15 protein-coding genes and 2 riboswitches are annotated in these 12,195 nt (G+C 56.8%); of the genes, 10 read left to right on the top strand and 5 right to left on the bottom strand.

Annotation, left to right across the window (positions count from 1 at the left end; all coding sequences use genetic code 11):
- Positions 1 to 77: 77 nt before the first annotated feature.
- From BMZ23_RS13195 to BMZ23_RS13185, 3 genes are read right to left on the bottom strand one after another with little or no spacing between them, the layout of a single operon-like run.
- Positions 78 to 719 carry a transmembrane anchor protein gene (locus BMZ23_RS13195; protein ID WP_093478324.1) on the bottom strand — a complete coding sequence of 214 codons (642 nt, stop codon included), beginning with the start codon at positions 717 to 719 and terminating at the stop codon, positions 78 to 80.
- A 12-nt stretch (positions 720 to 731) separates the two neighbouring features.
- Positions 732 to 1,466, bottom strand: a complete 735-nt coding sequence (locus BMZ23_RS13190) for a HupE/UreJ family protein (protein WP_093478321.1) — start codon at positions 1,464 to 1,466, stop codon at positions 732 to 734.
- 47 nt (positions 1,467 to 1,513) lie between these two features.
- Positions 1,514 to 1,867: a hypothetical protein gene (locus BMZ23_RS13185; RefSeq protein WP_093478318.1), complete on the bottom strand. Its 354-nt coding sequence runs from the start codon at positions 1,865 to 1,867 to the stop codon at positions 1,514 to 1,516.
- Positions 1,868 to 1,984: 117 nt separating this feature from the next.
- Between BMZ23_RS13185 and BMZ23_RS13180 the strand changes: the two genes are divergently transcribed.
- The 4 genes from BMZ23_RS13180 to BMZ23_RS13165 all read left to right on the top strand — a co-directional run bounded on the left by BMZ23_RS13180 (position 1,985) and on the right by BMZ23_RS13165 (position 5,331).
- A complete protein-coding gene (locus BMZ23_RS13180) occupies positions 1,985 to 2,275 on the top strand; it encodes a metal-sensing transcriptional repressor (RefSeq protein WP_093478315.1) in 291 nt (96 codons plus the stop codon).
- A gap of 30 nt (positions 2,276 to 2,305) precedes the next feature.
- Positions 2,306 to 2,656 (top strand): DUF3147 family protein, encoded by a 351-nt coding sequence (locus tag BMZ23_RS13175; protein ID WP_093478312.1) that lies wholly within the window; start codon positions 2,306 to 2,308, stop codon positions 2,654 to 2,656.
- A 46-nt stretch (positions 2,657 to 2,702) separates the two neighbouring features.
- Positions 2,703 to 2,786: riboswitch (glycine riboswitch) on the top strand.
- A riboswitch (glycine riboswitch) is annotated at positions 2,787 to 2,885 on the top strand.
- Positions 2,886 to 2,925: 40 nt separating this feature from the next.
- Positions 2,926 to 3,525: a trimeric intracellular cation channel family protein gene (locus BMZ23_RS13170; RefSeq protein WP_218143609.1), complete on the top strand. Its 600-nt coding sequence runs from the start codon at positions 2,926 to 2,928 to the stop codon at positions 3,523 to 3,525.
- Positions 3,526 to 3,870: 345 nt separating this feature from the next.
- The gene (locus BMZ23_RS13165; protein WP_218143608.1) at positions 3,871 to 5,331 is read left to right on the top strand and encodes a spinster family MFS transporter; all 1,461 of its coding nucleotides are present in this window, start codon (positions 3,871 to 3,873) and stop codon (positions 5,329 to 5,331) included.
- A gap of 72 nt (positions 5,332 to 5,403) precedes the next feature.
- Here BMZ23_RS13165 and BMZ23_RS13160 read toward each other — a convergent pair whose 3' ends face one another.
- Complete coding sequence (locus BMZ23_RS13160) at positions 5,404 to 6,531, bottom strand: zinc-binding dehydrogenase (RefSeq protein WP_093478303.1); 1,128 nt, start codon at positions 6,529 to 6,531, stop codon at positions 5,404 to 5,406.
- 69 nt (positions 6,532 to 6,600) lie between these two features.
- Positions 6,601 to 6,780: a hypothetical protein gene (locus BMZ23_RS15070; protein WP_143069598.1), complete on the bottom strand. Its 180-nt coding sequence runs from the start codon at positions 6,778 to 6,780 to the stop codon at positions 6,601 to 6,603.
- A gap of 235 nt (positions 6,781 to 7,015) precedes the next feature.
- On the opposite strand from BMZ23_RS15070, the gene BMZ23_RS13150 reads away from it, so the two are divergent.
- The 6 genes from BMZ23_RS13150 to BMZ23_RS13125 all read left to right on the top strand — a co-directional run bounded on the left by BMZ23_RS13150 (position 7,016) and on the right by BMZ23_RS13125 (position 11,793).
- Complete coding sequence (locus BMZ23_RS13150) at positions 7,016 to 7,276, top strand: helix-turn-helix transcriptional regulator (RefSeq protein WP_093478297.1); 261 nt, start codon at positions 7,016 to 7,018, stop codon at positions 7,274 to 7,276.
- Positions 7,277 to 7,472: 196 nt separating this feature from the next.
- Positions 7,473 to 8,378: a HipA domain-containing protein gene (locus BMZ23_RS13145; protein WP_245748227.1), complete on the top strand. Its 906-nt coding sequence runs from the start codon at positions 7,473 to 7,475 to the stop codon at positions 8,376 to 8,378.
- Between the two features lie 361 nt (positions 8,379 to 8,739).
- A complete protein-coding gene (locus tag BMZ23_RS13140) occupies positions 8,740 to 9,846 on the top strand; it encodes an ATP-binding protein (protein WP_093478294.1) in 1,107 nt (368 codons plus the stop codon).
- A 134-nt stretch (positions 9,847 to 9,980) separates the two neighbouring features.
- On the top strand, positions 9,981 to 10,751 hold the full coding sequence (locus BMZ23_RS13135) for a nuclease-related domain-containing protein (protein ID WP_093478291.1): 771 nt from the start codon (positions 9,981 to 9,983) through the stop codon (positions 10,749 to 10,751).
- 472 nt (positions 10,752 to 11,223) lie between these two features.
- Positions 11,224 to 11,493 (top strand): type II toxin-antitoxin system Phd/YefM family antitoxin, encoded by a 270-nt coding sequence (locus tag BMZ23_RS13130; RefSeq protein WP_086904841.1) that lies wholly within the window; start codon positions 11,224 to 11,226, stop codon positions 11,491 to 11,493.
- The gene (locus BMZ23_RS13125) at positions 11,494 to 11,793 is read left to right on the top strand and encodes a type II toxin-antitoxin system RelE/ParE family toxin (RefSeq protein WP_093478288.1); all 300 of its coding nucleotides are present in this window, start codon (positions 11,494 to 11,496) and stop codon (positions 11,791 to 11,793) included.
- Positions 11,794 to 12,195: the final 402 nt, after the last annotated feature.

Raw genomic sequence — 12,195 nt, 5'->3', positions numbered from 1 at the left:
CAAAAAAGGCCGGCTGATGAAACTGACAAGGTTTCCGCATTCGGGGCCAGGCTAAGCCAAACCTGGCCCCGAATTTCTCAGATTACCCGTTTGATAGCGATGTAATTGCCCTCGGTTTGCAGTGTAACGGTAACGGGCTTATTGCTGCGATTGCGCCAGAACCAGCCGTGATGGCCGTCGAAGGCTGCTTCCAGTACACCCTTATCTTCGGGTGTGGCGCGTCCCTTGCCATAACCATGGTAGAACTCACGGGGCGCATTGTAGGGATCGCCATGGGTATCGTAGTTGACCACGCCGCCATTGGCTGTCCAGAAGTAAGCCACCTGGGTTCCCTTGAGCATCTCCACCTTGATTTCAGCGCCCTGACCTGGGGCCAGGGAAAAGCTCATTTCATGCTTCTGCCGTTGCGTGTCAGGCTCTACTACCTCAATCACTGCCGGTTGGTTAACCTCAACAGTCTCTGGCGCAATCTCCACTGCAGCAGGTGTGACAGGCGCAGCGGCATCCGCAGCGGCTTCTTCGGCCAGTTGCAGCTTGACTTCGGCCATCTGGGTCAAGCCCAGCATACGACCGGCTCCGGTGGGGTCGATTGCGTATTCCGCCGGCATGACTACGGTCACCAGTAGCACGCCGGCGGCGATCAGCGCCAGTAGGGTTGAGCGCAGCAGCTGGCGGCTGGTCGGTAATTCGCTCTGGGTTGGAAGTTGGCTATTGAACATATTGAGAATTCCTTACTGAGAGACGATCAGGCCGGTGAGCTGGTAACCCATCAACAGGAAACCGGCGCTCATCATGGCAACGTTGGAGGTATAGGCATGGCGCCAGAAACTGGCGGTGCGTCGCCAGTAGCCCATGACAATCAGAATGGCACTCAAGGCTAGCAGCTGGCCGATTTCAACGCCGACGTTAAAGGCGATCAGATTGGGAATCAGGCCATCGGGCGAGATTTCGTATTCCTGAATCTTGGTAGCCAGGCCGAATCCATGCAGAAGGCCGAAAATCAGCGTAGCGCCTTTGGTATTGGGCTGATAACCAAGCCAGCGCTGAAATGCGCCCAGGTTATCCAGGGCCTTGTATACCACCGAGAAACCAATGATGGCGTCGATCACATAGGCGCTGATGCTGACTTCCGCCAGCACGCCAAACAGCAGCGTTACGGTGTGACCCATGGCAAACAGGGTGACGTAGAGAGCCACGTCTTTCAGACGGTAGAGAAAGAATATCACCCCGAAGAGAAACAACAGATGGTCGTAGCCGGTGATCATGTGCTTGGCGCCCATGTAGATGAACGGCAGTACCATCACCCCGGAGCTTTCCTGGATAAAGCCCTTGTCGCCCTCGGCAACAGCGTGGGCCAATGCATCAGGCATGCCGAGAAACAGCAATGCCGCAAATAGCAGTAGTAGAAACCAGCGCGTCGGGCGCAGAGCAGATGCGCCCATTGCACCCAAAGATAGCGAATGCATGGTTGAGTCCTGAATTTAAGGGAACTTGGGCCGCACGGCGGCCAGCATCAGAGAATGACGCTTGTCCGTGGTGGCCGCTCAATCAGAAACAGCGGACCCGGAGGAAAGAAATAGTGAAGCGCTTCCATCGGCATTCGGCCTTCTGACAGGGCGTCAAGGCTGAGCAGGCTACTCAGGTGCGGCGTTTCATGCAGATGGTCGGCGGTTAGCGAGGAATGGAAGTGATCGGTACAGGCGGCACAGACATAGGCGTGGTGCGCATGGGAATACGCAGGGTCTTTGTCGGCCTGGACGGACTGAGAGGCCCCTGTAAACAGCGCAGAGGTATGCCCGGACCAGGCCATCAGCATGGCCAGAGCTAGGGCAAAAACAACTTTGGCACTGATGGGTTTACTGAGCATGATCTGGCTCGGTTGGGGCTTGAATAGCGAGTATTACCGCAAGGGTCGCAGGTTTGCCATATCCCCCCCCAGGTGATAGCATGCGAGAGTAATTCATCGATGCATGAGACTCAAGGCATGAGCGAGCAAACACACGCCCATCAGCACCAAAGTCATGGCGACATCATCAAAAGATTGAAGCGGGCCGAGGGCCATTTGCGCAGCGTCGTCGGCATGATTGAGCGCGGTCGTCCTTGTGTTGACCTAGCCCAGCAGCTGCATGCGGTGGAAAAAGCGGTCTGTCAGGCCAAGCGTACCCTGATTCAGGATCATATTGACCACTGCCTTGATCATGCCGTGACAGCGGCCAGCGAGCGTGGCGATAACACTGCGCTGGACGACTTCAAGCTGATCACCAAGTATCTCTGAGCGAATGCCCTCAACCCTGCGGAGCCTTTCATGACCTGGATTTTCACCAAGTATCTGATCACAGCTCTGGTCGTGATTCTGGTGTCCGAAGCCGCCAAGTACAGTGATCGTCTTGGCGGTCTGATTGCCGCTTTGCCGTTGGTCATGGTGCTGACGCTGATCTGGTTGTACGTTGAACAGCAGCCGGAGCAGAAAATTGCCAACCATGCCTGGTATACCTTCTGGTATGTCATTCCCACGCTACCCGCTCTGCTGGTCTTTCCGGTTCTGTTGTCGCGGGTCGGCTTCTGGCTGGGCATGGCGGGTTATTTACTGCTGACCAGTTTCTGCTTTGTGTTGTTTGCCCTGCTGGTCCGGCGGTTTGGTATTCAGTTGTGGTAATCAGACTTTTTCCTGCCAGCCAGACACGATTGGATGCGCTATGATGCATGCCACCGCAGGAGAGAGGGCTCTGCCCCGCCGAAGGCGCAAACTCCCATAAACGCTCAGGCACAGTTACTGCGGGTATCATTCAACGCCGTCTGGAGAGAGGCTGCACAGCAGCCCACCGAAGGGGCAAGCAGGGCTTATGCCCCGTAAACTCTCAGGTATCAAGGACAGGGGGAGAGGCCACAGAAACGCAGGAGAACTGTGTGCTGACCTCTGTCTATATGATTGCCATAACCGCCGAAGCCATGTCCGGAGCACTTGCTGCCGGGCGTCGTAATATGGATCTGTTCGGTGTCGTCGTGATTGCCTTCTTTACCGCTCTGGGTGGTGGCACGGTACGGGATATCCTGCTGGGCAACTTCCCGGTAACTTGGACCCAGCATCCGCAATATATCTACATGACCATTACCGGCGGTCTGGCGACCATAGTGATCGCGCGTTTCATGCGCCGCCTGCATCAGTTATTTCTGGTGCTGGATGCCATTGGTCTGGTGGCCTTTACCGTGATTGGCTGCAATGTGGCACTCGGGCTGGGCTACGACACCGTAGTGGTCGTCATGGCGGGAATAACGACCGGTATTTTCGGTGGCATTATTCGCGACCTGCTGTGCAACCGGACTCCCCAGGTGCTGCGCCATGAACTCTATGCCAGCGTCTCCCTGGTAGTCGCTTTGCTCTATCTCGAGCTGCTGGACCGGGGTGCCAGCGAAAATATCACGCTGCTGGCGGCCTTCAGTGTCGGTCTTTTGCTGAGAATGGCGGCAATCCGCTGGAAGCTGTCCTTGCCGGTGTTCAGTTATTCAAAGGCCCGCTGGAGTTAGCCGGGATCAGCTGCTCCGCCACCTCGCCCAGATGCCTGAGCAAGGCATCGCCAGCAGGATGCCTCGGTTGCACTGCAGTGGCTGCGCAGGCAACTGTGTGCGGCGGCACTGGGGGAATAAATACCCGGCCGAGGTTGCTTCAGGTATGCCATTCTCTTATGTGCTGGCATTCAAAAAGACTGTTTGGAACGATCATTCCCCGCTGATGCCCGGTTACACCGTAATATCACGCTGGTGGTGACCCGTATGAGTCTGAGTGCTGGCATTGGCCGGCATTGGGTCACATGAGTGTGCGCTCACAGCCCGCATCGACCTATAACAACATAGCTAGAAGGCGTAATGTCCATGAGACCTATCACTGAGGCCGTAGCCCAAGGCCCGTTGACCGGCTACGGCTCCAAGGCGTACCGCAATTATGTGCTGTTCGCGCTGACCTTTATCTACATCCTGAATTTCGTCGACCGCGCCCTGCTGGCGGTGGTCGGCCCTGATCTGGTACCGGATCTGGGGATTACCGACACCCAGTTCGGGCTGCTCACCGGCTTCGGTTTCGCCTTGCTCTACACCGCCGTCGGCATCCCGCTGGCGCGCTATGCCGATGTCGCCAACCGTGTATGGATCATGACCGTCTGCGTGGCCCTGTGGTCGCTGATGACCGCGCTCTGCGGCCTGGCGATGGAAGTCACCATCGGCTCGGTGACCATCGGCGCCTTCTGGATTCTGCTGATGTGCCGCGTCGGTGTGGGTATTGGCGAAGCCGGCTGTACGCCGCCGGCCAACTCGCTGATCGCCGACTATTTCATCCCGCGTGAGCGCTCCCAGGCACTCGGCTTCTACGCCATGGGCGTAACGCTCGGCACCATGGTCGCCAACATCGTCGGCGGCTGGGTTACCGACGCTTTCGACTGGCGCACCGCGTTTTTCGTGGTCGGTCTGCCGGGCTTGCTGGTCGCCCTGGTTTTCAAACTCACGGTCAAGGAGCCGCCGCGCGGCTACACCGATCCGCCGCAAGCCACTAAAAAGGAACGAGCCAGCCTTGGCGAGGCGATCCGGGAGCTGATGGGCAAGCCGGCCTTCTGGCTGATGACCGCCGGCGCCACCATCGCCGCCTTCTGCGGTTACGGTATCTCCTCGTTCCAGTCGATCTTTCTGGTGCGCACCTATGAAATCACCGCCGGTCAGGCAGCGATCTGGATCAACACGCCGGTTGCCCTGTCCGCCGCCGTTGGCACCTTCGCTACCGGCTGGCTGGCGACCAGGATTTACAAGAAGCACCCGGGCGCCATCGCCTGGGTACCGGCGGCAGGCCTGTTACTGTCGGTGCCCTTCTATATCTTCGCCTTCACCACCGACAATCTGCTCTATGCAGCGATTGGCCTGATCATCGGCGGCTTTGTGAAGTACGGCTACCTGGCCGCCCAGTACACCATCGGCCAGGGCGTGGTCAGCATGCGCGTGCGCGCCATGGCCACAGCGGTGATGCTGCTGCTGGTCAACCTGATTGGCTACGGCTTCGGCCCGCTGTTCATTGGCCTGATCTCCGACATCTTCTTCAGCTCCGGCACCGCCGAGCTTGGCGTAGCGGCGGGCGAGCTGGCACGCAACCAGTGCCACCCGAAGGTGATCGGTCAACTGGGCGAGGAGCTGCAGCAGGTCTGCGGACAGGTCTACGCGCAAAGCCTGCAAACCTCGATGGTCATCATGGCTTGCCTGTACGCGGCCAGCGCGCTGTGCTTCCTGCTGACCTGGACCCGGCTGGGCAAGGACATGGTGGACAGACAAGAGCCAAAACCGGTCAGCGCATAACTGACCACCCGGAAGAGAAGAGGGCGCCTGGCGCCCTCTTTTTTTGTGCTTCTATAACCTCAGCCCTCAACCTCAGGTCTGCGGCTTGATCAGGTACTTCTCGCCGGTCGCCATTTTGCCGTAAGCCGCGATGGCATCCAGTTGCAGGGCACCGGCCAGGGAGACTTCGTGGGTGTAGTGGCTGGCGAAGGTGGTCTTGATTTCAGCCGCTACGCGTTTGCGCATGGCGATGTTGGTTTCCATGCCCAGTTTGCCCAGCGCATTGAACAGCAGAAAACCGTTCACACCCCAGGCAAAACCGAAGGTGCGGTTCAGGGTGATGGGGCCGCGATCCAGGCCGCCATAGATATACACCTGTTTGTAGATGTCAGAGCCATACACGCTGTACTCGGTGATGTTGCGCGAAACGGCGGCTTCCATGCAGGTTAGAATATCGCTGGCCAGACGACCGCCACCAATGGGGTCGAAGGCGATGGTGGCGCCGGTCTCGATCAAGGCCTGGGTCAGGTCGGCCATAAAGCTGTCGCTACTGGAATTGACCACGTATTTGGCCCCCATGTCGCGCAACAGGGCCTCCTGTTCCGGCTTGCGGACGATGTTCACCAGATCGATGCCATCGGCCATGCAGATGCGGTTGAGCATTTGCCCGAGGTTGGAGGCGGCGGCGGCGTGGACAATCGCCTTGTGGCCTTCGGCGCGCATGGTTTCCACCATGGCCAAGGCCGTCAGCGGATTCACAAAGCTGGAGGCGCCTTCGACTGCCGTGGTACCCGGCGCCAGTTCCAGACAGCTTTGCACATTCACACAGACGTAGCGGCGGTAGCTGCCGCCGCCAATAAAGGCAACGGTTTTGCCCATCAGGCTTTGCGCCGCGGCTGACGAGCCGGCAGCGACGACAGTGCCGGCACCCTCATTGCCGACCGGGATGGCCTTGCCGAGGCGCTTTTTCACCGCCCCCATGAACTTGGCCGGAACCTCGGCATGGATAACCGGACGCTCGGCGCTGCCGGACTGTTTGGCCGTGGTCATGTCGGCGACGCTGAACATCACGCCGAGGTCAGACGGGTTGATCGGCGCCGCTTCGACACGGATGACGATCTGATTCTCCCCCGGCTGCGGGATATCGATCTCGCGCAAGGCCAGTTCCAGCGTGTTGTCTTCGCTGATGGTCGAGGTAAGTGCAATGTTGGTAGCTGACACTGTGTTCTCCTGCAGGGTTATGTGGTCCGCTTCGTCGCAGACCGGAAGAATTCGCTGGCACTAGAGTAGCTAAGTTGGGCGATCAGTTCTCCCCTCAGACGCTGGCTGCCTTGCTATGGCCTCAGCCAGGGTCTCACCCTCGCGCAACCCGAACAGCTCCCGTGCATTGGTCAGGGTTGGCATCGGCGGCAAATCACTGCTCGGGCCGTCATCATCGATAAAGCAAGGTTCTTCGTGCTCCACTGTCATGGCATTCCCCTCTCTGCTCATAAAACCCGCAGGCTAGTGAAATTCATACATCCTGGCGTAAGTCATTTCAGTTGGCGGGGCTGAATTTTTGTAGCCCGTAGGATACAAATTAGCCATGGAAAGCGCATTATGTATCCTTTGGGCTACAAATCAACCTGTACACCACTTGTTCTAATGTAGCCTAGGAGCTACATTTCCAGAAATTACCTGAATTCTTGCTGCCCAAGGGCTACAAATGACTTCTCTCTACGATGTTTCCGAAATGCTGAAACAGGCGCGTGGTGATGCGAAGCTGAGCCAGCAGGCGCTGGCCAGCCGAGCCGGCGTCTCGCGCACCACCGTGGCGCGCATGGAAACACTGGCCAAAGGCGATATGAGTGTTTCGGTCCTGGTTCGGTTGCTGGAAGCCGCTGGCTACGACCTGAAACTGGTTAAGGCCGGACACCAGCGCACAGTTGAAGACATCCTCAACGAGCAGCGATCAGGGAGTGCTTGAGCATGATCCTCGACGTCCACGTCAGCTCAAGGCTGGTTGCCAAGCTGTATCGAGAGCGCGATGAATACGTACTGAAATACCTGCCAGGTACGGCAGCCGAAGACTTTGTCAGCCTGACGATGCCGGTTCGCGAAGAAGCCTGGCACGGTTCGCCGCACTGGTGCGGCAATACGCCCGGGTTGCTGTCTCGGGGGTCGTGCCTAAGTTCATTGCCGGCGACTCCGCCGAACCTCGCGAGCCGCTGGGCAAGCCGACCCTGCGCACCGGCTTGCACATCATCAAGGGTTCCGATGACAGCACCCTATATCTGGGCTTCAACGAGTTCTACACAATGCGCGTACTGGCGCGGCTGAATGTCGTGCCGGTGGCCTCCTGTCGCATGTCTGAAGACGGCAAAGTCCTGGTAGTGGATCGCTTCGACGTAGACGAACAAGGTATTCCCTGCTGCGGCGTCGAAGATGCCTGTGGTCTGCTGGGTTTACCGCCCCATGAGAAATACGCGCCCACCACTGAGCGGGTATGGAATGCCACAAGGCCCTACATTCCTGCTGACCGTCTGCAAGCGCAACGCGAGCACCTGGGCTGGCAGCTGCTGACCAACTATGTGGTGCGTAATGCCGACTGCCACGCGAAGAACATCGCACTGTTCTACACCTCACTGGCTGACGTGGCCTTTACCCCGGTATATGACCTGGTGACCACCCAAGCCTACCCACGCTTCGCCACCAATCCACCTGGCCTGTCCGTGGGCGGAAGACAAACCTGGACACCAGGCCGCTCGCTTGAAACCTTTTTCAAAGCCGTCCTGGGTATTCCACCGCGCCAGTATGCGGCTATGGTCGAACAGCTCTGCGAATCCGCTGTAGAAGTCGGCAGGGAAGTGATCGTGGCCGCTAGCAATGAGCCTGCCTGGCGGGATGTGGCCAAGCATATGGTGCACGCCTGGAATGAGGGCATGGAGACATTGCGCAGCCCCAAAGCCGCCCCGCATTTCCGCGGTCTGGATGCCGCCATCAATGAAGCCGGCTTCTCAGGCCCGCGCAAACCAGAACGAAGCCGAGAGGTGATTGGCCGCTCCGAGTTACTGGCAAAGAAGCGCTGAAACCAAAACAACGGCCATAGGGAGTACCCCTGCTAGAGCAGTGGTGCATTACAATCAGCCGAATAGCCGGAACAATCGGCGCAGCTATGGGACCAACGAATACACTCGCCCAGTGACGCCTGCCTCCAGCTCGCACGTTCCGCGACCAGACGACCCTGGCACTGTTGACCGCCGGATAGTACTCATCTCGCCATTTCTGAAGCAGGCCGCGCCCTCGGTAGGTACGCCCGGTGTCCGCGAAATCATCAGCGAGTGTGCGCCTGATCCGGTGGTTGCATCAGAACTGCGCGCTTGAACCTTTAGTTGACTTTAGTAGTTTCGATTACTAATTTAGTAAGTCAATTTACTACAGGCTGCTAAGATGACCGCCCCCCTCAACTGGCACTTCCCAAGAGCCGAGCTGGCCGAGCAAGTGATGGATCGTTTCCAGGTCGGAGCCACAATAGCGCTGACCCTGTTTGCTCCCCGCCGGATGGGCAAGACCGAGTTCGTGAACAAGGATCTCCTTCCGTTGGCTGAAGAGCAGGGCTACCTGACTGCCTATGTGAACTTCTGGGACAGGAAGCAGAACCCGGCCGATAGCCTGATAGTAGGCCTTAATAGAGCTTTAGCCAGTCTTAAGCGAACCGCAAAATTCAAGACCGCGCTGAGCAGGATCAAAGAAGTCAGCATAGACACTCCCATTGGTGGCGCGGGCTTTACGCTGGAGGATAAGGGCAGCGCGGACAAGCTGGACATCATCCAGCAACTGTTCGAGTTGCTGTTGGAAGACGGACGGCCGTTGCTGCTGGCACTGGATGAAGTGCAGCATCTGGCTAGCGACAGAAAGTTCGAGCCCATCATCTTTGCGCTACGGGGAATCATCGATCTCAACCGAGACAGAGTGCGTGTGCTCTACACCGGATCAAGCCGTGATGGTCTGCGCAGACTTTTTGCCCGACGCAACGCCGCCTTGTTCAGCAGCTCGCAACAGATCGACCTGCCGACCTTCGGCCACGCCTATCTTGAATACACCGCCGGGGTGTTCAGGCAGGCCACTGGGCGCACGCTCAACATCAACGAATGCGCCAAAGCATTTCGGGCGGTGAAGAAGGTGCCTTATGACTTTCGCGGAGTGATCGATATGCTGATCACCCACGGCGGCACCGATATAATGGCTGTCACTGATCTGTATCTGGCGGACAACTCCCAGCAAGACATCTACAGGGCCAGCTGGGAAACCCTCAAGCCGATCGACAGGCTGGTGCTGAAATACATCATCCTCCACGGCGGAGTGGGACTCTACACAGCCGAAGCACGGGCCCATATTGCCGAGCAGCTGGGACTGGACATCCTGGATACCGCACCAGTACAAAATGCCGTGAACCGGTTACGTCGGGACGGCCATATTGCATCGGTTGCCCAAGGGCAATACGAGTTGGAAGACCCCTATTTCGCGGATTGGATTGTTACGGCAGGGGCTAGCTGAGGTGGTTCGCCTTAGGCCGAAAGGCAACATTAGCCTGAACAGCCGGCTCAGCCACGACACCTGCGAGGTCACTCGCCGATTGCTGCCTGCTTTCGGTACTATCCGGATAGTTCAGGATTACTGAAGGACAGGAAATGGACTTCTCACCCATCATCGCCCAGGTCTGGGGCATGCTGGCCTGGTTTATCCCGGCCGTAGTGTTAATCGGCCTGCTCAGGTCGCCATGGGTCAAGGGCATTATTGGCGAGCTTCTGGTGCGGCTGTTTGCCCACTGGCAGCTGGACCAGCAGACCTACCGCCGCCTGCACAACGTCACCCTGGACACACCGGACGGCACCACGCAGATCGACCACGTATTCCTCTCGAGCTACGGCATCTTCGTGCTGGAAACGAAGAACATGCGCGGCTGGATCTTTGGCAGCGAAAAGCAGGCGCATTGGACGCAGAAGCTCTACAAACGCACTTATAAATTCCAGAACCCGCTACGGCAGAACTACAAGCACCTCAAGGCCCTGGAAGCCACCCTTGGCGTAAACCCCGAGCACTTGCACTCGGTCATTAGCTTCGTCGGTGGCAGCACCTTCAAAACCGACATGCCGGTCAACGTCACCCAGGGCACAGGCTTTATTCGCTACATCAAGTCATTCCAGCAGCAGGTATTCAGCGAGGCTGACGTCGACAGCATGCTGCAATGCCTGCAAACCGGCCGCCGTGCACCAACGCTCGCCACGCACCGCGAGCATGTGCAAAACCTCAAGCGCCGGAGTGATCCAACAGCCGAACGGCAGTGCCCGAAATGCGGTAGTGCGATGCTGATTCGCACGGTGAAATCAGGGGCGAAAGCAGGGCAGCAGTTTTGGGGATGCGCGGGGTTTCCGAAGTGCCGGGTTATGCAAAGTGTTTGAGATAGGGAGCCGGGAGCCCAGAGTGGGGTGTGTGTTTGAAAATAAAGTTGTCACCATTTCTTGTCTGCTTTCGGCCAGAAGCGGCCACTAATTGCCATCAAACCCTTGGCAATCAACAGCGGAAAAAGCATTATGGAAAAAACTGCTCACGCGCAGTCCCACCCTCGGCGGCATGGATGCTTTGCTTATCTCAAACAAGCATTCATTCCTCCCACCTATGGCGACCTGCTGTGAAGCGCGGGCTTATGTCGCATTCGGCTATAACGGACTTATAACGCGTTCGATATAGCGTCGCAGCAGAAGGAAGTGAAAGATGCGTAACACACTGATCTGCAAGAGAAAACTCAATATTGCTAGCGGAATGTTAGGCTGCGTATTAGTCGAGCGTTCGGTCTAATCACTGTTATGTTTCTTGACCGCACCTGTTAAATGGTGCTATTAATAGCACTAAATTGTTGGCTAGGTAACCACTATGCAAGTGAAATTTTCCGAGGATGTCATTCCTCTATCAGACCTGAAGATCAATCCCGGAAAGGTGGTTGGTCGAGCACAGGACACGCATCGCCCAATCCTGCTTACCAGCCGTGGCCGCGGCGTAGCGGTTGTGCAGGGGCTCGAGGATTATGAGAAAAGTGCAGAGGAATTGCGGTTTGTAAAAGCGGTGGCGCAGGGGCTTATGGATGTTCGCGAGGGCAACACCGTATCGTTGGAGGACGCCAAGAAAACGTTGGGCATCAAGTAAATGGAATTACGCATCGCACAGTCCGCTCTTGAGGACTTACAGGCTATTCAAGAGTATTACAAAGAGCAGGATGTTCCACATATCGGTGATGATTTCGTGGCTGCGATCTTGGAGCATAGCGAAATGCTTCAGCTCCACCCTGATGCTGGCCGTATTGTTCCTGAATTCAACCTGGATCATATTCGCGAATTGATTCACGCGCCATTTCGAGTTGTCTATCTCAGGCAAGCTAGAGAGGTTGTGCTCATACGAGTCTGGCGAAGTGAGAGGCAGCTTGAATTGCCTGCAAACGAAACATAACCAGGCCATGCACCGGATGCCAAACCCTTCGCTTCGCTACGGCTTTGTCACCGGTGATGGCAGCGTTATGCATTCCTGGAGAAAGTAGTTGAAAAGGATATTTCCGCTGTTAGCAGTAATCGTCGTCACAATGATATTAATCTCAGATATCGGATTGATCATAAAGTACTATCAAAAACCAAAAGCATATGCACTAATGGAAAATATTTCATTTGTCCATTATTTTTTCTTACATAGAAACGGATATCAGTTCGCACTGACCAAGTCATTTTTTTCGGCTCTATTATTGGCTATGTGGCTATGGCGACTAATCTATCCAGCAAAGGTATATGCGCTCGGATATGCCACATTTCTGTATTCGTTTGTCTGGGTTTCAATTGGCGTTCTTGTTCTGACTGGCGT

The sequence above is a fragment of the Halopseudomonas yangmingensis genome (genome assembly GCF_900114825.1).
Taxonomy (GTDB): domain Bacteria; phylum Pseudomonadota; class Gammaproteobacteria; order Pseudomonadales; family Pseudomonadaceae; genus Halopseudomonas; species Halopseudomonas yangmingensis.
Note: the sequence above shows the minus strand (reverse complement) of the source record. Positions and strands in the feature narration are given on the sequence as shown.